This is a genomic window from Gordonia sp. McavH-238-E, assembly GCF_022348225.1.
GTDB lineage: Bacteria > Actinomycetota > Actinomycetes > Mycobacteriales > Mycobacteriaceae > Gordonia > Gordonia terrae.
Map to the genome: position 1 here is coordinate 47441 of NZ_JAKRFE010000012.1, position 22244 is coordinate 69684.

The 22244-nt window shown below is 67.6% G+C and carries 22 protein-coding genes; 11 read left to right on the top strand and 11 right to left on the bottom strand.

Annotation, left to right across the window (positions count from 1 at the left end; translation table 11 throughout):
• Positions 1 to 31: 31 nt before the first annotated feature.
• From MHN80_RS18645 to MHN80_RS18655, 3 genes are all read right to left on the bottom strand, one after another.
• Positions 32 to 1702, bottom strand: coding sequence for a glycosyltransferase family 87 protein (locus MHN80_RS18645; protein ID WP_239402959.1), 1671 nt, complete (start codon positions 1700 to 1702; stop codon positions 32 to 34).
• Positions 1662 to 4004, bottom strand: coding sequence for a transglycosylase domain-containing protein (locus tag MHN80_RS18650; RefSeq protein ID WP_239402960.1), 2343 nt, complete (start codon positions 4002 to 4004; stop codon positions 1662 to 1664). Before MHN80_RS18650 ends, MHN80_RS18645 begins: the two co-directional genes overlap by 41 nt.
• Positions 4005 to 4130: 126 nt before the next feature.
• Positions 4131 to 4523 (bottom strand): DUF5318 family protein, encoded by a 393-nt coding sequence (locus MHN80_RS18655; RefSeq protein ID WP_010844588.1) that lies wholly within the window; start codon positions 4521 to 4523, stop codon positions 4131 to 4133.
• 285 nt (positions 4524 to 4808) lie between these two features.
• Here MHN80_RS18655 and MHN80_RS18660 point away from each other — a divergent pair, with 285 nt between their 5' ends.
• The 4 genes from MHN80_RS18660 to MHN80_RS18675 all read left to right on the top strand — a co-directional run bounded on the left by MHN80_RS18660 (position 4809) and on the right by MHN80_RS18675 (position 8750).
• On the top strand, positions 4809 to 5570 hold the full coding sequence (locus tag MHN80_RS18660; protein WP_239402961.1) for a PadR family transcriptional regulator: 762 nt from the start codon (positions 4809 to 4811) through the stop codon (positions 5568 to 5570).
• On the top strand, positions 5563 to 6654 hold the full coding sequence (locus MHN80_RS18665) for an inositol-3-phosphate synthase (RefSeq protein WP_004020652.1): 1092 nt from the start codon (positions 5563 to 5565) through the stop codon (positions 6652 to 6654). The genes MHN80_RS18660 and MHN80_RS18665 overlap by 8 nt, the downstream gene beginning before the upstream one ends.
• A gap of 222 nt (positions 6655 to 6876) precedes the next feature.
• Entirely contained in the window at positions 6877 to 7452 is a 576-nt protein-coding gene (locus tag MHN80_RS18670; RefSeq protein ID WP_004020651.1) for a TerD family protein, read from the top strand.
• Positions 7453 to 7595: 143 nt separating this feature from the next.
• Entirely contained in the window at positions 7596 to 8750 is a 1155-nt protein-coding gene (locus tag MHN80_RS18675; RefSeq protein ID WP_064569647.1) for a DUF475 domain-containing protein, read from the top strand.
• A gap of 157 nt (positions 8751 to 8907) precedes the next feature.
• Here the strand turns inward: MHN80_RS18675 and MHN80_RS18680 are convergent, their stop codons facing one another.
• From MHN80_RS18680 to MHN80_RS18690, 3 genes are read right to left on the bottom strand one after another with little or no spacing between them, the layout of a single operon-like run.
• Positions 8908 to 9672, bottom strand: a complete 765-nt coding sequence (locus MHN80_RS18680; RefSeq protein ID WP_004021133.1) for an AIM24 family protein — start codon at positions 9670 to 9672, stop codon at positions 8908 to 8910.
• Entirely contained in the window at positions 9669 to 10388 is a 720-nt protein-coding gene (locus MHN80_RS18685) for an AIM24 family protein (protein ID WP_004021132.1), read from the bottom strand. Before MHN80_RS18685 ends, MHN80_RS18680 begins: the two co-directional genes overlap by 4 nt.
• Before the next feature lie 16 nt (positions 10389 to 10404).
• Positions 10405 to 11025: an AIM24 family protein gene (locus MHN80_RS18690; RefSeq protein WP_033204169.1), complete on the bottom strand. Its 621-nt coding sequence runs from the start codon at positions 11023 to 11025 to the stop codon at positions 10405 to 10407.
• Positions 11026 to 11272: 247 nt separating this feature from the next.
• On the opposite strand from MHN80_RS18690, the gene MHN80_RS18695 reads away from it, so the two are divergent.
• From MHN80_RS18695 to MHN80_RS18715, 5 genes are read left to right on the top strand one after another with little or no spacing between them, the layout of a single operon-like run.
• Positions 11273 to 12385, top strand: coding sequence for a hypothetical protein (locus tag MHN80_RS18695; protein ID WP_239402962.1), 1113 nt, complete (start codon positions 11273 to 11275; stop codon positions 12383 to 12385).
• The gene (locus tag MHN80_RS18700) at positions 12382 to 13599 is read left to right on the top strand and encodes an HpcH/HpaI aldolase/citrate lyase family protein (RefSeq protein WP_004021129.1); all 1218 of its coding nucleotides are present in this window, start codon (positions 12382 to 12384) and stop codon (positions 13597 to 13599) included. The genes MHN80_RS18695 and MHN80_RS18700 overlap by 4 nt, the downstream gene beginning before the upstream one ends.
• Entirely contained in the window at positions 13596 to 14894 is a 1299-nt protein-coding gene (locus MHN80_RS18705) for a phosphoribosyltransferase family protein (protein WP_239402963.1), read from the top strand. The genes MHN80_RS18700 and MHN80_RS18705 overlap by 4 nt, the downstream gene beginning before the upstream one ends.
• A complete protein-coding gene (locus tag MHN80_RS18710; protein WP_239402964.1) occupies positions 14894 to 16018 on the top strand; it encodes a cysteine protease StiP family protein in 1125 nt (374 codons plus the stop codon). Before MHN80_RS18705 ends, MHN80_RS18710 begins: the two co-directional genes overlap by 1 nt.
• Positions 16015 to 16869, top strand: a complete 855-nt coding sequence (locus MHN80_RS18715) for an HAD family hydrolase (protein WP_239402965.1) — start codon at positions 16015 to 16017, stop codon at positions 16867 to 16869. Before MHN80_RS18710 ends, MHN80_RS18715 begins: the two co-directional genes overlap by 4 nt.
• Here the strand turns inward: MHN80_RS18715 and MHN80_RS18720 are convergent, their stop codons facing one another.
• Entirely contained in the window at positions 16870 to 17607 is a 738-nt protein-coding gene (locus MHN80_RS18720; protein ID WP_239402966.1) for a response regulator, read from the bottom strand.
• Between the two features lie 267 nt (positions 17608 to 17874).
• Between MHN80_RS18720 and MHN80_RS18725 the strand changes: the two genes are divergently transcribed.
• On the top strand, positions 17875 to 18546 hold the full coding sequence (locus MHN80_RS18725; RefSeq protein WP_374206391.1) for a helix-turn-helix transcriptional regulator: 672 nt from the start codon (positions 17875 to 17877) through the stop codon (positions 18544 to 18546).
• Positions 18547 to 18624: 78 nt separating this feature from the next.
• Complete coding sequence (locus tag MHN80_RS18730) at positions 18625 to 19083, top strand: hypothetical protein (protein ID WP_239402968.1); 459 nt, start codon at positions 18625 to 18627, stop codon at positions 19081 to 19083.
• Between the two features lie 18 nt (positions 19084 to 19101).
• Here the strand turns inward: MHN80_RS18730 and MHN80_RS18735 are convergent, their stop codons facing one another.
• The 4 genes from MHN80_RS18735 to MHN80_RS18750 all read right to left on the bottom strand — a co-directional run bounded on the left by MHN80_RS18735 (position 19102) and on the right by MHN80_RS18750 (position 22202).
• Positions 19102 to 19353, bottom strand: coding sequence for a DUF6480 family protein (locus MHN80_RS18735; protein ID WP_033204173.1), 252 nt, complete (start codon positions 19351 to 19353; stop codon positions 19102 to 19104).
• Positions 19354 to 19397: 44 nt separating this feature from the next.
• Complete coding sequence (locus MHN80_RS18740) at positions 19398 to 20399, bottom strand: alpha/beta hydrolase family protein (protein ID WP_239402969.1); 1002 nt, start codon at positions 20397 to 20399, stop codon at positions 19398 to 19400.
• On the bottom strand, positions 20396 to 20806 hold the full coding sequence (locus MHN80_RS18745) for an ester cyclase (RefSeq protein WP_239402970.1): 411 nt from the start codon (positions 20804 to 20806) through the stop codon (positions 20396 to 20398). The genes MHN80_RS18740 and MHN80_RS18745 overlap by 4 nt, the downstream gene beginning before the upstream one ends.
• A 94-nt stretch (positions 20807 to 20900) precedes the next feature.
• A complete protein-coding gene (locus MHN80_RS18750; RefSeq protein WP_239402971.1) occupies positions 20901 to 22202 on the bottom strand; it encodes a nucleotide disphospho-sugar-binding domain-containing protein in 1302 nt (433 codons plus the stop codon).
• Positions 22203 to 22244 lie beyond the last annotated feature (42 nt).

A 22244-nucleotide genomic window follows, 5' to 3' on the forward strand; every position in this document is an offset into this window, starting at 1 on the left:
GTCATTACCCAGGGACGCGGTCACCCAATCGTCAGGAGACCTCGAACGTGCGTGACCGCTGACCGAGCACCGGCTCCGGTTCTCGCGCTGTGTCTGCCGCCCTGGTCGTCGGCGACCGTCGACCGATCCGGTCCGGCGCGCCGTCGAGGACGCCACCCGCCGGATCGTCGTACCACTTTCCGCCGCTCCCGCGACGGACCAGATCGTCACGTGGGTGCCAGATCTGCCACAGGACGACGGCGCAGAGTGCGAGCACCATCAGTCCGCGGAGCACCACGGCGGCGGTGAACCACTGGTCCGGGAGCCAACGACGTTCGGCATCGAGGAACAGACTCATCCGCGGCACCCAGATGAGCGCGTCGACCGCCATCCAGGCCAGCAGCAGGCGAGCGTGTGGAATGGCAAGTACCGCAAGCGGAACCAGCCACAACGAATACTGCGGACTCCACACCTTGTTCACCAGCAGGAAGCCGGCCACGGCGAGGAACGCCAACTGCGCGACACGAGGCCGGTACGGCGCCAGGACACCGATCGCGGCCACCGCGGCGATCACGACCACGGTCAACCCCACCGACAGCGCATTCAGATAGCCGGTGTTCCAGGTGAAACCGGCGGCGTCGGCGACGACCCGGTAGATCGTGTCGGGGTCCGCGGACCGGTCGCCGTTGAACCGGAAGAACTCCCACCACCCCGACGGGTACGGGATCAGGATCGGCAGATTCACCGCGAGCCAGGCGGCGATCGCGGTCGCGGCCGCGACGCCGAACTCGCGGACCTTCCCGGTTCGCAGGCACAGCGCGCCCAGCACCACCAGCAGCAGCGCCGGATACAGCTTGGCCGCGGCGCCGAGTCCGATGAAGACACCCGCCAGCCAGAAGCGCTCCCGCGACCAGGCCAGCAGCGCGACCGCCACCGCCGCGGTGGCGATGGCGTCGAAGTTGGTGAACGCATGCACGAAGACGAGCGGGGACAACGCGGCCAGCCACACCGACCACATGCGGGTTCGCGCGGTGAGCGCGGTGGCCCAGATGGTCACCAACCAGAATGCCGCCAGTCCCAACGCGACGATCGTGAAGAACAGCACGACGTCGAGCGCCCCGGGCACGCCCCAGTGGGTCTCGGCCCAGAGCCACCCCTGGGTCAGCTGCGCCGCGCCGTACATGAACATCCCGGTGAGGACCGGGTACTCCATGTACCGCTTGACGGTCTGTCCCGCGGAGTCCTCCTGGAACCAGAAGTCCCGGTAGGGCAGCGCGCCCTGGTTGAGCCGCTCGGCGCCGAACAGGCTGATGACGTCGGAGTAGCAGAGGTTGGTGAACTGGCGCTGATCGTCCCAGTCGAGCCGCATCTCCGCGCCCGCGGTGGTGCCGCCGTCAACCGGTGCCTGTTGCAGGCAGGCGGCTTTGCCGAACCATCCGAGTGCGAGTCCGCACAGCGCCAGGACGAAGAGCACCCGCAGGGGTGTCAGATGCCGGCTCCGGCCGATGACGGCGTGTGCTCCCACCGGTCCACCGACGAGCGAACTCGCCTCGCGCACCAAGCCGTCCGTGCGTGTCGGCAGGATCCGCGCGTCGTCGACACGCTGATCACTCGCAAGGGGTGCAGGGCTGTCCCAGACGGGGTCGGGGCCGCTCGCCGCGGAGTCGCCCGCCGAATCCGGGTCAGCCGATGGGCGGTTCAGGGACTCCTCCGCCTCCGTCACCGCCGCCGGGTACACCGTTGCCGGAGTCGCCGCCGCCGTCACCGCCGTCGCCGGGGGCCAATCCGCCGCCGCCCGGGCTGTTGCCACCGCCGCCACCGCCGCCGTTCCGCGGGGCGCCCGGGATGGGGATCGTCACGCCCGGAGCGAGGGTGAGGTTGCCGTCCCCGCCCTGGTCGGGGATGTCGAAGGTCGGCACGGAGGGTCCGCGGGTCCGCGTGGGCGCCTCGGTGGTGACAGGGGCCTCATAGGGCACGCCGGCCACACCGCCGACCGACTCCGGCTCGGGGAACTGCTTGATCTCCTTGCCCTCGAGGGCGGCGTCCATCGCCGACTTCCAGATCGACGACGGCAGCCCGCTGCCGTAGATCGAGGCACCGTTGTAGTTGGTCAGGGCCGTGCCGTCATTGGTACCGACCCACACCGCGGTCGACAACTGCGGTGTGTAACCGACCATCCACGCGTCCTTGTTCTGCCCGGTGTCGCCGAGCTGGACGGTGCCGGTCTTGGCGGCCGAGGGACGCGAGCCGAGGGACGAGTCGTAGAGCGAGTTCCCGTTGGAGTAGGCCGCGATCGGCTGCAGGGCGGCGCTCACATTGTCGGCGACCTTCGCGGGGAAGACGCGCTTGCCCTCGGTCTTGCGCTCGTAGAGGACCTGCCCCTCCGAGTCGACGACCTTCTGGACGAAGTACGGCTCGTGATAGACGCCCGACGCCGCGAGGGTGGCGTACGCCGAGGCCATGTCGATCACCCGTGATTGGTACTGACCGAGCACCACGCCGCCCTCGGGCTGACCGTTCGCCTCCTGCAGCGTCTTCTCGATGTTGCCGAACGACTCCGCGACACCGGCCTTGTGCGCGGCGTCGGCGACCGCCCGGGCGCCACCGTCGAGATCCATCATCAGGCGGTAGTACACGGTGTTGAGCGACATCTTCATCGCCGTGGCGAGGTTGCAGGTGCCGCAGCTCTCACCGTCGGAGTTCTCGACCGTCAGACCACCACTGGCCTCGAACGGCGCCGAGCTGTAGGTCTTCGACAGCGGGATGTCCTGTTCGAGCGCCGCGACGAGTGCGAACACCTTGAACGACGATCCGGTCTGGAGGCCGGCCTGGGCGAGGTCCCAACCGCCCGGGTTGTCGCCGCCGTAATAGCCGCGCACACCACCGGTCTGCGGATCGATGGACACCGCCGATGCGAGCAGATCGTCGGGCTCGCCGTTCAGTTCACCGTTCGGGCACTTGTAGATCCGGTTCTTGCGACAGGCTGCCTGCACGACGCCGTTCTGGACCTGCGGATCGATCGTGGTGCTGATCTTCAGGCCGCCGGTGCGCAGCTGCTTGTCGGTGATGCCGATGCGGTTGAGCTCGGCGAGTACCTGCCGCTTGATGAGTCCGTTCGGGCCGGGGGTCTCGTCGGAATCGCTGACGCGAGCCTTGACCGTCTTGGGGAAGACGGCGTTGTCGGCCTGCGCACGGGTGATGGCACCGGTGGCGACCATGCCGTCGAGCACGTAACGCCAGCGCGCCTCGGTGACCTCGCGGTTGGTGTCGGGATCGTAGTACGACGGCGCGCGGATGACGGCCGACAGCAGCGCGGCCTCCTCGAAGGTCAACGGATAGCGCTCGGCGCGACGCTTGTCGGTGATGGACTTGTTGAAGAACTTCTGCGCGGCGACCGCGACGCCGTAGGCGCCCCGGCCGAAGTAGATCGTGTTGAGATAGGCCTCGAGGACCTTCTCCTTGGACCAGCCGTGCCGATCGTTCATCTTCGCCGCGATGGCGAGTTCTTTGAACTTGCGGTCGAAACTGCGTTCGTCACCGACGATCGCGTTCTTGACGTACTGCTGCGTGATGGTCGAGCCACCGCCGGCGGTCTGGTTGCCGGTGATCTGCCCGATCGCCGCACGGGACAGACCGCGCGGCGAGAATCCGTTGTTGGTCCAGAATTCGCGGTCCTCGGCCGCGACGATGGCCTGTTTCATCGTCTCGGGGATCTCGTCGAAGGGGACGACCGTGCGGTTGCCGTCCGGCGAGGTGACATCGGCCAGCGTGCGTCCGGAGGTGTCGACGATGGTGGCCTTCTGGCTCACCTCTGGTTCCGGGATCTCGGCGGTGAAGTAGGTGAACGCGAACGCGACGATGAGCACCAGCACGATCGCCGGGACGATCGCGCCCACGATCCCCAGCGCCCATGCGAACCGCCGATGTCTGGTCGCCGTCTCACTTCTGTTCTGACCGCCACCGCCCGGACCGGGTCGGATGCCGGTGCGCCGGGGCGTGGGCGAAGACCCGCGTGCCTCGCTCATCGTCCACCTTCCTACCGGATCGGGCGGACGTCATCGTCCGTGGATCTCGGTTACCTTCTCTGGCCTCGTGCCGCTCCACTGTGACAGCAGGCAACGGCCCGGGCAAAAAAACCGCAGGCCGGCGCCCTACTTGGCGACGCGTCGGGAGCGACGCGTGGACTGGGGCGGCAGCCCGGCAACGTATGACTGCACCAGATGGTTCCAACTACAGGTCCGGCACACCTCGACGACATGTACCGAGAACTCCTCGGCGGTCGTCGCGAGTCGCGCGATCTCCTCGTTGCTCCGTGCCGAGCCGCTGACCTGGCCCAGTCGTTCGCCGAACACCCATGACACCAGGGTGACCTGCTCTTTTCGGCAGATCGGGCACATCGTGGTGCTGGGCCGACCATGGAACTTCGCCGCGCGCAGGAGGTACGGACTCGCGTCGCAGACCTCGGCAACGGCGGTCCGGCCCGCATGGACCGAGGACAGCCGAGCGCGCCGCTGCAGGGCGTAGTCGACGATCTGGCGTTGCACGGTTTTCAGGGTACGTGGTCTCTGCCGGGGCGTCGGCGCGACGGGTCCGGCGAGGAGGCCCCGGAAACCGGCCCGTGCGCGTCCCGAGATGTCCGTCACGCCACCGCCGGATGCCCTCCGGCCATCTGTCCTTCTCCTGACCGACCGCTCGTGGACACCAGTTATATCGGTGCGATACATTGGCAAATACATCGGAATGAGGTGTCGGCGCGTCAGAGCGCGTCGGTACATCAAGTCCGAGGAAGAAGTGACAGATCATCGGCAGGACGTGAAGGGGGTGGCGAAGTGCTCGAGCTGGCCATTCTCGGATTGCTTCTCGAATCCCCCATGCACGGCTACGAGTTGCGCAAGCGACTCACCGGCCTGCTCGGCGCCTTCCGTGCGTTCTCGTATGGATCGCTCTACCCGACGCTGCGTCGCATGCAGGCCGACGGCCTCATCGATGAACCCGAGACGCCCCTGGGCGTCAAGGTGCGGCGTGGCCGGCGTGTCTACCAGCTCACCGACGCAGGCCGGGAACGGTTTGCCGAGCTGGTCGCCGACACCGGACCCCAGAACTACACCGACGACGGTTTCGGTGTGCACCTGGCGTTCTTCAGCCGCACCCCCGCGGTTGCGCGTATGCGCATCCTCGAGGGCCGCCGCCGGCAGGTGGAGGAGCGTCGGGAGGGGTTGCGGGAGATCGTCGGACGGTCCAACCGGACCGTCGACCGGTACACCCGTCAGCTGCATCAGCTCAGCCTCGAGTCCAGCGAACGCGAAGTCCGCTGGCTCAACGAGCTGATCGCGGCCGAGAGCTCCCAGCAGGACGGGGCGCCCAACCCGTTCGACACACAGTTCGACGACGACCTCGCCGACAGCGAACGGTCACAGTTCGATTCGGGGAAGCCCACGGCCTCCACCGGACGAGCCGATGACGAATATCAAGACCCGGACTCGATGCAGAGCCGGGACGCACAGCTCGACGAACCCGAGCAACGGAAAACACCGGTTGCGCAGCGAACGACTGCGATGCCGCGAGAAGAAGGAGAACCCGACCATGGGTGAGCCCAATAAGGTGCGCGTTGCCATTGTGGGCGTAGGAAACTGCGCTTCATCCCTGGTGCAGGGCGTGCAGTACTACAAGGACGCCGACGAGAACTCCAGCGTTCCCGGCCTGATGCACGTGAAGTTCGGCCCGTACCACGTCCGCGACGTCGAGTTCGTCGCCGCGTTCGACGTGGACGCCAAGAAGGTCGGCTTCGACCTGTCCGACGCGATCTTCGCGAGCGAGAACAACACCATCAAGATCGCCGACGTCCCGCCGACCGGTGTCACCGTCCAGCGCGGACACACCCTCGACGGTCTCGGCAAGTACTACCTCGAGACCATCACCGAGGCCGACGGTTCGGGTGTCGACATCGTCCAGGCCCTGAAGGACAACGAGGTCGACGTCCTCGTCAGCTACCTCCCGGTCGGTTCGGAGCAGGCCGACAAGTTCTACGCCCAGTGCTGCATCGACGCCGGCGTCGCCTTCGTCAACGCACTCCCCGTGTTCATCGCCTCGGACCCCGAGTGGGCCCAGAAGTTCGCCGACGCCGGTGTCCCGATCGTCGGCGACGACATCAAGAGCCAGGTCGGTGCCACCATCACCCACCGCGTGATGGCGAAGCTGTTCGAGGATCGCGGCGTCACCCTCGACCGCACCTACCAGCTCAACGTCGGCGGCAACATGGACTTCAAGAACATGCTCGAGCGTGAGCGTCTGGAGTCCAAGAAGGTCTCGAAGACCCAGGCCGTCACCTCCAACCTGACCGGCTCGCTCGCCGGCAAGGTCGAGGACAAGAACGTCCACATCGGCCCGTCGGACCATGTCGCGTGGCTCGACGACCGCAAGTGGGCCTACGTCCGCCTCGAAGGCCGCGCCTTCGGCGACGTGCCGCTGAACCTCGAGTACAAGCTCGAGGTCTGGGACTCCCCCAACTCGGCCGGCATCATCATCGACGCCGTGCGCGCCGCCAAGATCGCCAAGGACCGCGGCATCGGCGGACCGGTCATCCCGGCCTCGGCCTACCTGATGAAGTCCCCGCCGAAGCAGCTCGCCGACGACGTCGCGCGCGCCCAGCTCGAAGAGTTCATCATCGAGGCCTGAGCCTCGTAGAACGCAACCCGGCGGCGCTTCCTGATCTGATCAGGGAGCGCCGCTTCTGTTGTCGCCGTCCCGACACCCCACTCGACGGAAACCGCAGGTCATCCAACCAAATCAGTGACCGCGTCAAACCCTTCACATAGAGTGTTGTCGATTGCTCCGAGTGGCCCGGGATCGGGCACATCGGACATCACGAGACCCCGTACCAACAGAAAGGCGCAAACCATGGGCGTGAGCCTGAGCAAGGGCGGCAACGTTTCCCTCAGCAAGGAGGCTCCGGGCCTGACTGCGGTCTCCGTCGGCCTCGGCTGGGACATCCGGACCACCACCGGAACCGACTTCGACCTGGACGCCAGCGCCATCGCGCTCGGTACCGACAAGAAGGTCGTCTCCGATCAGCACTTCGTCTTCTTCAACAACCTGCGTTCGCCCGACGGCTCGATCGAGCACACCGGCGACAACCTGACCGGTGAGGGCGAAGGCGACGACGAGGTCATCAAGGTCGACCTCGCCGGCGTGCCGCCGAACATCGACTCCATCGTCTTCCCCGTCTCGATCTACGACGCCGACGCACGCTCGCAGTCCTTCGGTCAGGTGCGCAACGCGTTCATCCGCGTCGTGAACCAGGCCGGCGGTGCCGAGATCGCCCGCTACGACCTCAGCGAGGACGCCTCCACCGAGACCGCGATGGTCTTCGGTGAGCTGTACCGTCATGGGTCGGAGTGGAAGTTCCGCGCGGTCGGCCAGGGCTACGCCTCGGGTCTCGCAGGCATCGCCCGCGATTTCGGTGTGAACGTCTGAGTCCTCTCGGACTCCGGCTGTCCGCCTGACATGCCCGTGGATGCCGCACTCGCCCTACTGGCGGGTGCGGCATCCGCATGTCACACTCCTCTCCGACGATGCGGTCGGCTGGACCACACACACCCTAGAAAGGCCACAATCCGGTGGTAGTAAGAATTTTCGGCCTCTCGGTCGTCGTGACGATCGTGTCGCTGATCATCGCGTTCCTCTATGGCGGTGTCGAAGCGCTGATCCTGACCGCCATCCTCGGCGTCTTCGAGATCTCGCTCTCCTTCGACAACGCGGTCATCAATGCCACGATCCTCCGTCGGATGAGCGAGTTCTGGCAGAAGATCTTCCTCACCATCGGCATCCTGATCGCCGTCTTCGGCATGCGCCTGGTGTTCCCGCTGGTCATCGTGTGGCTCGCTTCGGGCCTCAATCCCGTCGATGCACTCGACCTCGCACTGAACCCGCCGCCCAACGACGCGGCGTACTTCGCCAACGGCGATCCCAGCTACGAGACGATCATCACCGACGCCCACCCGCAGATCGCGGCGTTCGGCGGCATGTTCCTGCTGATGCTGTTCCTGGGCTTCGTCTTCGAGCAGAAGGAACTGACCTGGCTGACCTGGATCGAGCGTCCGCTCGAGAAGATCGGCAAGCTGGAGATGCTCGAGGTCGTCATCGCGATCACCCTGCTCGTTCTCACCGCGAGCTACATCGCCGCGCCGGACGAGCAGTCGACGGTCATGATCGCCGGCTCGCTCGGCATGATCACCTACATCCTGGTCAACGGCCTCGGCGAGTACTTCAACGTCGAGACCGAAGAGGACGACGAGGCGGCCGAGCCGGGAACCGATGCGGCCGAGAAGTCGGCGGTCGAGAAGTCCAACGGCAAGTCCGGCCCGTCGGATCTGGCCAAGGCGACCGGTAAGGCGGGATTCTTCCTGTTCCTCTACCTCGAGGTGCTCGACGCGTCGTTCTCCTTCGACGGCGTCATCGGCGCGTTCGCCATCACCGCGGACCCGATCATCATCGCCCTCGGCCTCGGCCTCATCGGCGCGATGTTCGTCCGTTCGCTCACCGTCTACCTGGTGCGCAAGGGCACGCTGTCGGAGTACGTGTACCTCGAGCACGGTGCGCACTGGGCGATCGGCGCGCTGGCGTTCATCCTGCTGTACTCGATCGGGACACACGTGCCGGAGATCATCACCGGCCTGATCGGCGTCGCGCTGATCATCGCCGCGTTGATCTCCAGCATCATCCGCCGCAACCGCCTCGCGGCGAGGGGCGAAGTGGAGAAGGTCGAGGTCTGACCTTTCGTGACGCTCGCAAGCTCGCTCCTCAAGGAGCGGTGAGCGCCCTCCGCACGCTCCAGGCGCTCCTCAGGGAGCGGAGGGCGGGAACGCGTGAGACAACTGCGCCGCAGGTCCTCGACGGACCTGCGGCGCAGTCTTTTTCGACGGACCGGACTCAGCCCTGTTGCTGACCGAGTTGCTGGCTGATCTGCTGGTTGATCTGCTGCAGACCAGGGACCGACATTCCGGGTAGGTGGCCCTGGATGGTACGCACGATGGACGAGTCGTCGCGCACCTTCTCGCTGGACTGGACCAGAACGGTTCCGGCGCCGGTGAAATCGAACTGACGTTCCTCGCCGGAGTTCAACCCCATCCGCCGGCCCGCGGCGGCGATGAACCCGTTGACCCACGCCTCGTCGTAGTGGTGACTCGGTGACGGGCAATCCGACCACCCGACAAGGGCTTCCGGGTCGACGCGCACGGGCGGTTCGACGAACATGACCGGACCGTTCGACGACGCGAGGAACTTGCCGGTGCCGATGAGCGTCAGAAAACCCGGCACGATGGACTGGTTCAGCGACAGGTTCGGCTGGAACGCAAGCAGATTGGCTGCTCGGATGGTGAGGTTGCCGTCTTCGAGGTCGTAGGCGTTGATGTCGTAACCGCGATCACCGATGATCAGCTTGCCGTGGCCCTCGGCGACGACGTAGTCACCGAGGTACAGCGGGGCGGAGAACTGCTGGGCCACCATCTGCAGCATGTTGCCCTGCAGCCCCTGCGTGAGCGCGGTGAACTGCATCTGACCGTAGTAGGCGATCATCGCGCCCTTGGACATGAACCAGGGCTGGTTGAGATCGATGCAGAACGAGTAGTTGTTGTCCGGAACGTTGTCGTCCGATGGCAGATTCATCGGACTCCACACGGTGTTGAGTTGGCTCACAGCTTCTCCTCCGATGCCTGCACGTACACGATGCCCTGTCCGGAGCACTCCAATTGCATTGCCTCACCGCCGGTTCGGCCGACATTCCGCCAGCTCATCGACGATCGCAGAGTGGTGTTGACCTGCCCCGCCGATCCGACGAAGGCCTGTGGATCAACGCTCACCGGCGGCTTCTGCGGCGACACCTCTAGCTCGAAGACCCCGCCGTGCCCGAGGAGGACCGCCGAGCCGGGACCCGACAGCTGCGTCGTGAACATGCCCTGGCCGGTCACTGCGCCGGCCGCCGCGTTCCGCAGCGCCCCGAACAGACCGCCGCCACCGCCACCACCGCCGCCGCCCTGTGACGCGACCGAGACGACCGACGCCTGCAGGTTGGCCCCATAGGCGAGCAGGCGTGATGCTTCGACGCGCATCATCCCGCCGACTGCGCCGAGATCCACGACGTGGACCTCGATGCCGAGGAAGCCGTAGTGCACCTCACCGTGCCCCTGGGCGATCATCGTGGACTCGTGCTCGCCGGCGAGCATCCGACCGGCCATGCCGCCCATCCCGCCCAGTCCCGGCATCCCGCCGCCCATGCCGCCGGCACCCGCGATCTGGTGGGGCTGGAAGTGCACATCACCCTTGTAGAAGAGCATCGCCCCACGTCGTGCGATGACCGGACCGGTCCGACCGATGTCGACGGAGACGACCTTGCTGTTGACCTTGGTGAACATTCTCGCTACCTCACCCTCACCGCTCGGCCGGCTGGATCGACACGACGCCGCTGCCATCCCAGCGCAGCGAGAACGCTTCCCCGCCACCCTGTCCCAGCGCCGACCGCCAGGACACGTCGGTGACGAAGGACTGACTCAGCTGCCCACGGGCGCAGACGAACGCGTCCGGATCGACCACGAGGGGATACTGCGGTGACACCTCGAGATGGATGAGCGGGCCGCCGTTGGACAGCAGCGCGATCTGTCCGTGGCCACTCACCGTCGTGGTGAACAGGCCCTGACCCGACGACGCGCCGCGCAGACCGGCGAACGTGACGTTGGTCTGCAGGTTGCCGTTGAGCACCATCAGCTGCTCGGACTCCACCTGCAGCGTCTCGTTGTTCAGCTCGATGACCGTCGTCTCCGCGGCGTTGTGGGCGAAGTAGACGATGCCGTTGCCCGACGCCTCCATGAGCGACAATGCCTCCCCGGTGGCACGCTGCTTGAGGCCCGCGAGCACACCGTCACCGCCGCCGAAGCCCGCCGATTTGAAGGTGACCTGTCCCTCGTAGGCGACCATCGACCCGCTGATCGCGCGCACCGCAGAATTGTTCAGCCTGGCTTCCACCACGCGTTTGGACCGTTGTACCAACTGCATTCGACGTGCCTCTCTCGCGCCGCGGGGAGGTCGCCGATCGACCGTCCCTCGTTCGTCTCCCGACGCCATCCCCGCACCACGGCACCCGCAGGCGACCGGCATCCCAGCCCGCCGTGCGCCGGGGAATCCGGCCTCATACGGAGATGAAAATAGCCGATAGCATCGTGTGGTGCCCGGAAACTTCGTACGTCGATGGTTCGGGAACGATTCACGCACGAATTCCGCACCACCTGCATCATCGGAACAAATGACAGCGGCGTTCCTGGAGTCCGAATCCGTCCTGGCCGAGATCGATCCGGCCGTCGGTGTGACCGCCACCCTGGACCCGCGATCGCGGCTTCGCACTGTGTGGTCGGAACTCCGTGAGCAGCACGCCCAGGCGACGTCGGACTATCTCAGCCTGGTGTCGCCGCCCACCGGCACACGTGTCGCCCCGCAGGATCTCGAGCGCTCGACGCAGGCGTTGCGGGCGATCACCGCGTCGATGCGCGACTTCGCCCAGACCAACGCCGGCACCCTCGAACGGGCGCGGGCCACGATGCGCGCCGCCGACGCCCAGGACCACGAAGCCCGGGTGGCGGCCAACCGGGCGATGACCGCCCTGGAGGGCGCGACCCCGGCGGTGGCGCGGCTGCAGTCGGTGTCGGAAGCCACCGATGAACTCGCGCGGGCGCTCGCGGGTTTCGACCAGGGCACGGGCCTGCGCGAACGGCAGTCCGCCGCGGCGGCCGTACTCGGCGCGGCGCGGCGCCTCGAACAACTGCTGGCCGAAGCGCCCGCGTTCGCCGAGCGGGCACAGCAGGTCATCCGTTCGGTGGAAACCCGCCGCAGCGCGGTGTCGACCCGCAGCACGCAGGTCCCCGACACGCTGTCGGCCCTGCGCCGGGAGTTCAGTGCCGACTGTTCTCTCGATCTCCAGCGCAACGGCACGGTCGTCGACGAGCGACTCGTGCATGCCGACGCCGAGCTGGCGGCCGCACGCTCGATGGTCGCCGACGCCCCCGACCAGGCCATCGATCGCGCCGATGCGGCCCGCGACGACCTGGCGGTGGCCGAGAAGGCCGTCGACGCGGTGCTCGACCGGCTGCGCCTGCTGCGGGAGGTCCGGGCCGACCCCAAGGGCGCCGAGCAGCGGGTGCGCTTCCGTCTGCGTGACGCCCAGCTCTTCGCCGTGAACCACACTCTGGTTGACGAATGGGGTTCGGTCCTCGATGCTCAGGCCGACCGGATCGAGCGCGCCGAGGGGGAGCTCGACCGCATCCACCCCGACTACTGGAGCTATCTGACCCAGCTGCGTGCGGTGGACGACCGGATCACCGAGATCGTTTCGCGGATGAGAGGACAGGTGGCCGCAGGATGACCACCACTGCACGACACGACGCCACCGGTCTCGAGCCCGGTACGATCCGGCACTTCGACCACCTGGAGCCGTCGGTCGCCGAGCACCTGTTCTACCGGCAGCCCGAGCCGATCGAGCCGACCTGGCCCGCCCAGCGTCTCGCGGTCGCCCTCGGTGCCACCCTGTATGTCCCGGCGACCCGCCCCGATCTCGCCGACGTCATCCGCCGACGACGCGCCGAGGGGGTCATCTCGATGGTCATCGACCTCGAGGACGCGGTCGCCGACGACGAGGAGGCCGAGGCGATCGACCATGCCGTGGCCGCATTGCGCAGCATCGCCGAGAACCCGGGCCGGCCGATGCTGCTGTTCGTCCGGCCGCGTTCGGCCGATCGGATCGTGCCCATCGCCGAGGCCCTGAGCACCCCCTCGGTGCTCACCGGGTTCGTCATCCCGAAGTTCGCCTCGGACACCGCGGCCGCGGCCCTCGACGCGGTGACCCGGGCGAGCGAGATCCTCGGCAGGCACCTCTGGGTGATGCCGGTCCTCGAGTCGGCGTCGGTCGTGCACCGCGAGACCCGCGACGACGAACTGACCGCCCTGGCGTCGCTGCTCGGCGAACACCGGGACCACGTGCTGGCGGTTCGCATCGGGGCCACCGACATCTGTGGCTACTTCGGCATCCGCCGGGATCGGGACCTGACCATCTACGACGTCCGGGTGGCTGCCGACGTGATCGCCGGCATCGTCAATCATCTCGGCCGCAGCGACGAGAGCGGCTTCGTCGTGACCGGCCCGGTCTGGGAGTACTTCGCGGATCACGAACGCATGTTCCAGCCTCTGTTGCGGCACACGCCCTTTCGCGAGAACGACGCCGTCTACTTCCGGCAGCAACTGGTCAGCCGCGACATGGACGGCCTCTTGCGCGAGATCACCCTGGACCGCGCCAACGGGCTGCACGGCAAGACGGTCATCCATCCGGCGCACGTCGCGGCGGTGCACGCACTGTCGGCGGTGACCCATGAGGAGTATCACGATGCACTCGACATCCTGGCCGGGGAGTCCGGCGGGGTACGGGCCTCGTCGTACCGCAACAAGATGAACGAGCTGAAGCCGCACCGCAACTGGGCGCTGCGTATCGTCGACCGCGCTGCCGCCTTCGGGGTGACCCGGCAGGGAGTCTCCTTCGTCGACCTGCTCACCGCGCTCGCCTCGCCCGGATCGGCGGCCTCATGAGCGACCCCGGCGCCGTCGGTGTCGACTGGGTGACCGCGCGTTTCGGTGTCGAGATCGTCGCCGCCGACGACGCTCCCCGCGTACACACCGTGCACGATCTCGTCTCACTCGGGTTGCGCCACAATCGACGCCGTGCGCATCTGCTGGTCTCGACCGTCCTGGGCAAACACATCCCGACATCGCCGGCGATCGTCCGCCGCGCCGCCGATGACCTCGGCGCGGCGATCATCGCCGAGATCGGGGCGGATGCGGCGCGCGATGCGGTCGTGTTCGGTTTCGCCGAGACCGCGACGGGTCTCGGACACTGTGTGGCCGAGCGAATCTCCGCGTCACGCTATCTGCATTCGACGCGGCGCCGACGACGCGGCGTGACGGTGTCGGGCACCTTCGAGGAAGGGCACTCGCATGCGACGACGCACCTGCTGCAGCCCAGCGATCCCACTTTCCTCGACGCGACGACGCCGCAGGAGGTGCTGATCCTGGTCGACGACGAGGTCTCGACCGGGAAGACCGCACTCGGCGCCATCGAGGCCATCGTCGCCGACCGGCCCCGCACACGGTTCGTCGTGGCGTCCCTGGTGGACATGCGAACCGCAGCCCAGAAGTCCGAATGCGAGTCCTTTGCAGCGGAATCGGGTGCCGAGATCGCCTATGTGTCACTCGCCCACGGATCTGTCTCGCTTCCGCCGACCCTCCTCGAGGACGTGTGGGAGCTCGAGTCCGACGATCTCAATCCGGTGGCACCCCGCCGCGGCGACCAGGTCGCGGTCTCACTCGACTGGCCCCGGACGGTTCCCGACGGAGGCCGGCACGGAATCCTCCGCGCCGACTCGACGCACTTCCACCGAGCCGCGGCCGATTCCGCGGACACCGTGGCGGCACACCTCGATCCGCGGCGTCCGGTCGTCGTGATCGGGCATGAGGAGCTCATGTACGCGCCGCTGTGCATCGCCGAGGCGCTGGAGCGTCGCGGTTTCGCCACCGCGTATCAGACCACGACGAGATCACCGGCCCAGGTGCACGACGTCCCGGGGTACCCGCTCCGCCGCGGATTCCGGTTCATCGCACCAGAATCCGACCCGGCCACCCCTCGGTTCGTCTACAACGTGTCCTCCGTCGAACACCCCGACCCCCAGGTCGTACTCGTGATCGACACACCGGCCGACACCGACGAGTTGCGTGCACCCGGCGGACTCGTGGACGTGCTCACCGCCGCCGGACATCCGGTCGTCCTGGCCGTTCTGCCCGAGACCCCCCAGCGTTCGCTGACGCAAGCGCGGGAGGCGGTGCGCTGATGGACATCGCCGCCGCCACACCACCACTGTGCGGACCGGAGTTCGGTTCGTACGGGGCCGACGAGGTCACCTGGCTGCTGAAGGACTTGTCCGATGTGGCGCTGGAAGGTGAACTGCACGAACGGGAACGCCGTATCCAATCCGGGCAGGCGCATTACGCCGAATCCCTGCCGATCGAGTATCAGCCGGGACACGAGTACCAGGAGTTGTTCCACGCGACCCTGCGATCCTCGGCTCAGCGCCTCGCCGAGGCGGTCGGCGTCGTGGCCGAACTCATCCTGGCCGAGCGTCACTCCGCTCCGACGCTGGTATCGCTCGCCCGAGCGGGGACCCCGATCGGCATCCTGATCCGACGATGGATGCTCGCCGTCCACGGCGTCGAACCCCGGCACTACACGATCTCGATCGTCCGCGGCCGCGGGATCGACACCGTGGCACTCGATCACATCGTGGCACGTCACCCGGCCGAGTCGGTCGTCTTCGTCGACGGTTGGACCGGCAAGGGCGCCATCCAGCGCGAACTCACCGCCGCCGTCGACCAGTACGCGCGGGCCGGCCGGCCGCGATTGCACGACGAACTCGCGGTCCTGGCCGATCCCGGTTCCTGCACGACCCTGTACGGGACCAGAGACGACTTCCTCATCGCGTCCGCCTGTCTGAATTCGACTGTGTCCGGCCTGGTCTCGCGCACCGTCCTGAATGCCGACCACATCGGCCCCGGCGAGTTCCACGGCGCCAAGTTCTATCGTCATCTCACCGACTTCGATGTCTCGGGAGTGTTCCTCGACACCGTCAGTGCGGAGTTCGACGCGGTGGCCGACCGGGTGCAGACGACGATCGCATCGATGACGCCCGAGCCGCGCCGGCCCGACTGGTCCGGCTGGCGGTCCGTCGAGCGAATCCAGGCCGAGTACGGTTTGTCATCGATCAACCTGGTCAAGCCCGGTGTCGGCGAGACGACGCGAGTCCTGTTGCGCCGCGTGCCATGGCGGATCCTGGTACGCGCCGACGACCTGCCCGAGCACCGTCACATCCGGCTCCTCGCCGCCGAACGGGGTGTGCCCGTGGAAGTCTCGCCGGATCTCGCATACTCGTGTGTCGGGCTCATCAAGGAGGACTCGTGAACGCCCTGGTCGCCACGGATCTCGACCGGACCATGATCTACTCCCGCGCTGCGATGGGCGAGGAGCAGTTCGCGACCCTGGAGACGGTGTGCGTCGAGATCTACCGTGATGCGCCGCTGTCGTACATGACCCAGACCGCCGTCGAGCTGATGACCCGGCTGGCGCACGAGGCCGTCGTCGTACCGACGACCACCCGCACCCCGGCGCAGTACGCGCGAATCGCCCTGCCGGGCAGACCGTTCCGCCACGCCGTGGTCAGCAACGGTGGTCGGATCCTCGTCGACGGCGACGACGATCCCCGGTGGCGTGCGCACATCGACCGAGAGGTGACCCGTGCGGGCGCCACCCTCGAGCAGGTCCGGGACGAGCTCCGCACACGCATCGACGACTCCTGGGTCACGGCGTTGCGTACGGCCGACGATCTCTTCTGCTACCTCGTCGTCGACCCGTCTGCCCAGCCACCGGAGTTCCTCGAGCGATGGCAGGCGTGGTGTGACGCGCGGGGCTGGACAGCATCCCAGCAGGGCCGGAAGATCTACTCGACCCCGCAGCCGGTGACCAAGTCGGCGGCGATCGCCGAGGTCCGGCGCAGGCTCATCGAGGACGGGACGCTCGACGACTCGGCGACCCTCTGCGCGGCCGGCGACGGCTGGCTCGACACCGATCTGTTGCTCGCCGCCGATCACGCCATCCGCCCCCGGCACGGTGAACTGGAGTCGCTCGGGTGGTCGGCGCCGGGGCTCACGATCACGGCCGAGACCGGGGCCCTCGCCGGTGTCGAGATCCTGCGGTGGTTCGGCGAGCGGAGCGGCTTGGACGAGAGCCGGGACGCCCGAGTCCACGCACGCTGATCACGCGGGCGTTGGCCCGAGGACATCGGAATGCCCGTGGCGTCGGCACCAGCTGATCAGGTACCGGGCGTGCAGGCCACACCACCGGTAGACGGCGGCCTGTGTCATCGGCAACGATGCCTCGTGCTCACCGCGATCGACGATGATCGGCCCGAGGTAGTGACTCGTCACCTTGTTGGCGGTGTTCGGCGACACGGTCGCCACCCGGGCGAGTGATGAGTTGTCCGACGCGCTGCCCGAGGCGATCGCCCCGGCGAGTCGACCTGCGGTGTGGCCGCGCCGCCCGGTGAACAGCTCGTAGAGCGGTGGGTGTGGCCCGTCGGGCGTCTTGTCCGGCAACCCCTGACCGAGGGCCACCGATCGCACGACGCCGACCAGCGTGGCGAATCCGTCGGACCTGGCGATGATGCCCACCACCTCGTCCCGCAGTCGCGCCTCGTCGAGATGATCCTGTTCCATGCCGAGGCCCTGGGTCACCAGGACGACCGGGGCGTGCCGATCGTGCTCGTCGAGGACGTCGATGACGTCGAGTCCATCGAAGGTCCACTCCACATCGGGCCGATTCCAGACCAGATCCGCGACCACGACATCGAATCGCACGTTGCCGGCGACGCAGTGGACGAACTCATCCCGACCCGCGGCAACGGTCACCGTGGCCTGATCGAGCGACTTGGCCAGCGGCACGGCGATCACGTGCCCCAGCGGCGAAGCGATCAGTACCCGCAAATGGTTCGGCACAGCATGATCATGCTCGAACCGGTGGTGGTGTGCGCGATTACGCATGTTTTTCACCGAGTGCGTACGTATTTACCCGGATGAGCCCACATCCGGTCCGAGATACCGGTGACAAATCGTCTCAACTTCGTAGGCTGGAGAAGTCGACGTTCGGGAAATGCACATTCTCGGCGTCCGATCGCGAGCCAGGTCGATCACCCGAAGGAACCCCGCCGACGTCCACATCGGACTCGCGCGGTTCGAAACGAAGTCGACGAGGAGAGCCGGCCTGTGTCCGTACCCCTGAACGACGTCCGCCGATCGGCCCCATCATCCGACAGCATGCCCATCGGGCGGGGGTCGCAGACGCCTCGCCCCGAACTCGCCGTGACCTCGGGCCCGGCACCGCGCGTCACGGCCGTCGTCGCCGAGGGCGACATCTTCGACGCCGCCCTGGTCGCGCTCGTCGAGAGTGCCGGATACGAGGCGACCGTCGTCGAGCCCGCTCAGCTCGCCGCGCTGCGGAACCCGGCAGCGATCCTGGTCCGGTCCGCCGCGATGCTCGGGTTCGTCCGCCGCGTGCCGGCGTTGCGTTCGATCCGGGTCATCTTCGTCGGCAGCGGGGTCGCGGGGTTCGAGCACATCCGGATCTCCCCCCGCGCCGCGAGCGCCGAGGAGGCGCTCCAGCGGGCGTTGGCAAAGGTCGCGGGACCCCCGACGCCGCAGTCCCCGCCCGAGCTCGCGAACCGGGTACGACTCACCGACCGAGAGCTGGAGATCCTGCAGACCTATACGCTCGGGGCCACGCTGCGTCAGACGTCGCGCGTCCACGAGATCGCGGAAAGCACCGTGCGCGAACACTATCGGCGAGTTGCGCGACGTTACGAGGAAGCCGGGCGGCCGATCGGGAACAAGGCCCAACTGCTCGTCGAATTGATGAACGACGGGTGGGTGCGACCCTGAGCTCTCCACGCCCGGACATGAATCCATGATGTCTTTCGCCTCACGACACGACGCCCCATCTGCGAGAGACTGTGGAGCGTGACCACGACCTCTGACATCTCCGGCGACGGCAATCACCGGCTCGCCAACCGACGGACGGTTGCCGCCTGGGCGCTCGCGGTCGTCGAGGCCGTTGTCGCATTCGCGGCCGTCGCCGGCGGGCTGGCTCTCATCGGCGACCAGTGGGCGATGTCGCGGGAGTGGCTGCACAACACGCCGTTCACCACGTGGACCGGTCCCGGGATCGCGCTGATCGCCGTGATCGCGATCCCGCACCTCGTCGCGGTCGCGGCGATCGCCGTGCCCTCCGCACCCGCTCGTCTTGGCGTCCTCGGCGGCCTGCTCGCCGGCGGATCGCTGATCGCGTGGATCGTCCTCCAGCTCGCGCTGCTCCAGGTGTTCTTCTTCCTACAGCCGGTGATGTTCGTGGTCGGAATGGTCGAGGTGGGGCTGGCCTTGTGGTGGCGCCGCGGCGTCGAGACCTCCGCGGCGCGGTGAGGGACGCGGGGTTCGCGCCTAGAACAGTCCGACCGCACGCCCGATCAGGCCGAGCGCGACCAGCAGGAAGATGACCGCGGCGATGGCGATGACGATCACACCACCGGCCCGCCTGCGCTGAGGCGGCTCGTGCTCCTCGCCGCCGACGGCGGATTCGGCGGGCGGGGTGTCACCGGGCGCGACACCGCCTCCGGGCTCGAGGCCCGGTGTACTCGCCGGGTCGGGGTTCTGCGGATTGAACGGTTTCCGAGCGGGGTCGTTGTCTGCCATGGGGGTCGGTGTACCCGGAATGGCGGGAACTCACTCGTGGTCGATCAGAGACCCGTCGCGAGCACGGGGTACATCACGGTCAGGTCCTGCGCCCAGTAGGGCCACGCATGGGTTCCCACCGCCCGGAAGTGGGTGACGGGCCGCAGACCGTCCGCCCGCATCGCTCGCGCGAACTCCGTCGAGCACGCGTTCACCGAGCTCTCGAGCACCGCCCCCGACGCGATCTTCTCCGCGCGGTGGCGACCCGGGTCGAGCCTGGTCTCCTGGTCGAGAGGGCCGGGCACGCCGGTCCCGGACGCGAGGAACACACGCTTGCCCGTGAGGGCCCGGAGCCGACGGCCCGGGTCGTGGTCGGCCCATCCCGGCGCCCCCCACGGTCCCCACATCTTGGTGGGGTCCCCGCCGTCTCGGGTCACCGCGGCACGGATCTGGGATTCGTGCAGCACACCGGTGGTGAACGGACATGCGCTGATCGACCCGACGCCCGTGTAGAGCCCGGGTCGGCGTGTCGCGAGGGTGAATGCGGCTTGCCCGCCCATCGAGAGCCCGGCGATCGCGTTCTTGCCGTTGCCGTGGAACCGACCGTCGATCAACGGCGGGAGTTCGACGGTCAGGAAGGTCTCCCACTGCGGACGGCCGAAGGTCGCGTCGACGTTCTGCCAGTTCGTGTAGAAGGCGCCTTGACCGCCGGGCAGGACCACGTTGACGTCCTTGTCGCCGAAGTACCGGTCTGCGCGGGCGTCGCCGATCCAGTCACTGACCGCCGTCTTGCGACCGCCGCCGTCCAGGAGGTACAGCGTGCCGCGGGGTCGGGCGTGAGCCGGATGCAGCACGGTCACCGGCACATCCCGGCCCATCGCGGGCGAGCGGATCCACAGGTCATGGCGCTGGTGCCCCACCGCCGCACTGCCCACCACCCATGCCATCGACGGGCTCGCCCGCGTGGGCGCCGACGATGCGATCCCCGGCTGCGCGACCCCGACGATCATCCCGGCGGCGATCGTCGTCGACAGAAGCCGGACGACCAGGCGCCACGCACCACTCATCCCGGGAGGACGCCCAACTGCCCGAGGAAGTCGAGCTGGTCGAAGTAGAGGTGCTCGGAGAGCAACTGGGATCCCGCCACAAGGTAGGTCGCGCTCCACCGGAACGAGACCGTTCGCCCGGTGGGTTCGATCGGACCCGACGGACTCTGCAGCACTCCGTCGTGCACACCGTCGAAAGTGCCCTCCACCGAGGCGTTGTCGGCGTCGATCACAGATGAGCCGACAGTGAGGCGACCATCGGAGAATGCACCCTGAAAAACCGAGAGGAAACCGAGGACGCCCTCGCGACCGGTGAACACCCCTCCCGGTGAGACCAATTCGGCGTCCGCCGCCCAGGGTTCCTTCTCCGGGGTGCGATTGTTGAACGCGTCGATGTGCGCGTCGATCACTGCTCGGGCATCAGTCATGTCGGGTTCTCCTTCGGGTTGTCTGCGGTAGGCGTCACGATGCAGTCGGGGGGTGGTCGGCTCGGCGCTCGGCCATGCCTGGAGGGATGAACTCTCAACTCTCCGAGCGGCTTCGGTCACAGCTGCGGATCACGCGATCGAGCTCGCCGAGCAGGGTCGCGGCCGTGTCGTACTCGGCCATCGCGCGCGCCATCCGCCGGCACCGGTCGGTCACAGCGTCGTCGGCGAGAACGCGTAGCACCGCGTCGGAGACGGTCTCGGGAGTCGGGCGTCGGGTCCGCAGATCGATCCCGACCCCGAAGTGTGCGACCCTCGCGGCGACTTCGGGCTTGTCCTCTCCGCCCGGTGCGACGATCACCGGCACTCCGGCCCGCAACGCCTGGAGCACTCCACCGTAGCCTCCGTTGGTGATCAGGACCGACGTCCGCGGCAACAGTTCGTCGTAGTCGAGATACCGCGCGACCCGCGAATTCGCTTCGTGCGGAACTGGTTCCGGGTCGGCACCTCCGGTCGTGACGACGACCTGGACATCGTGCTCCGCCAGCCCGGCCACCGCGGGTTCGACCAGTTGCGAGAAATCGTCGTTGTCGAGCGTGCCCTGGGTGACGTGGACGACCGGGCGGCCGTCGGCGAGCATCTCCGGCCACCACGACGGTGCAGCCACATCACCGCCCCCCGCGAACACCGGACCCGCGAAGACCGTGTTCGGGTCGAGATCCGACCGCGGATACTCGAATTCGGACGGCCCCAACTGAACGAACCGGTCGAACGCCCGGGAGATGTCGAGGACGAAGTGGTCGAGGGTGCCCCCGGCGCGTCGAACCAGACGTCGCGCGGACCTCTGCGTGGATGCGAACAGCACACGCCGCACCGCGGTGTGGGCCAATCGGTTACGCACCCGTCCCAGCCGACCGGCCATCGGGGGCAGGCCGCTGTTGAACGGCGCGACGTCGACGCTCGTCTGCGCGAGTGGCATGGTGCCGATCCCGATGACGGGTGGACGCCGACCGGGAGGCCGGGACAGCAGGGGGATGATGCCGGCGAAGGTGCCGTCACACAGGATCGCGTCGACCGCGCGACTGCCGACAACCGATTCCACAGCGGCCGCCTGCTCCGGCAGCGGCGTGATGAACGTCCGCTCCACCTGGTAGCGCGACAGCGCCAGTCCGCGGTACCGGTGCCGGTCCGGGGTGAAACTGTCGGGATCCCGTTCGTCGAGATCAGCAGCGCCGCCCAGAGGTACGAGAGCAAGCCCGGCGTCGGCAACCCGGTCGGCAAACCGTGAGCCGGTCACCATGATCACCTCATGGCCCCGTTCGGCCAGCACACGTCCGACGCTGGTGAGCGGTCCGACGTGCCCGGCCAGCGGCGTGGCACACAGCAGAACGGTCGCCATCGCGCCTCCAATTCGATAGACCCAGACTCTATCGAATTCAGG

Excerpts from the sequence above, each read along its gene's own strand:
- MHN80_RS18740 (WP_239402969.1), bottom strand. The coding sequence starts at position 20,399 with ATGAGTGGTGCGTGGCGCCTGGTCGTCCGGCTTCTGTCGACGACGATC.
- MHN80_RS18700 (WP_004021129.1), top strand. The coding sequence starts at position 12,382 with ATGACCACCACTGCACGACACGACGCCACCGGTCTCGAGCCCGGTACG.
- MHN80_RS18665 (WP_004020652.1), top strand. The coding sequence starts at position 5,563 with ATGGGTGAGCCCAATAAGGTGCGCGTTGCCATTGTGGGCGTAGGAAAC.
- MHN80_RS18710 (WP_239402964.1), top strand. The coding sequence starts at position 14,894 with ATGGACATCGCCGCCGCCACACCACCACTGTGCGGACCGGAGTTCGGT.
- MHN80_RS18695 (WP_239402962.1), top strand. The coding sequence starts at position 11,273 with ATGACAGCGGCGTTCCTGGAGTCCGAATCCGTCCTGGCCGAGATCGAT.
- MHN80_RS18685 (WP_004021132.1), bottom strand. The coding sequence starts at position 10,388 with ATGTTCACCAAGGTCAACAGCAAGGTCGTCTCCGTCGACATCGGTCGG.
- MHN80_RS18735 (WP_033204173.1), bottom strand. The coding sequence starts at position 19,353 with ATGGCAGACAACGACCCCGCTCGGAAACCGTTCAATCCGCAGAACCCC.
- MHN80_RS18745 (WP_239402970.1), bottom strand. The coding sequence starts at position 20,806 with ATGACTGATGCCCGAGCAGTGATCGACGCGCACATCGACGCGTTCAAC.
- MHN80_RS18750 (WP_239402971.1), bottom strand. The coding sequence starts at position 22,202 with ATGGCGACCGTTCTGCTGTGTGCCACGCCGCTGGCCGGGCACGTCGGA.
- MHN80_RS18690 (WP_033204169.1), bottom strand. The coding sequence starts at position 11,025 with ATGCAGTTGGTACAACGGTCCAAACGCGTGGTGGAAGCCAGGCTGAAC.
- MHN80_RS18650 (WP_239402960.1), bottom strand. The coding sequence starts at position 4,004 with ATGAGCGAGGCACGCGGGTCTTCGCCCACGCCCCGGCGCACCGGCATC.
- MHN80_RS18705 (WP_239402963.1), top strand. The coding sequence starts at position 13,596 with ATGAGCGACCCCGGCGCCGTCGGTGTCGACTGGGTGACCGCGCGTTTC.
- MHN80_RS18670 (WP_004020651.1), top strand. The coding sequence starts at position 6,877 with ATGGGCGTGAGCCTGAGCAAGGGCGGCAACGTTTCCCTCAGCAAGGAG.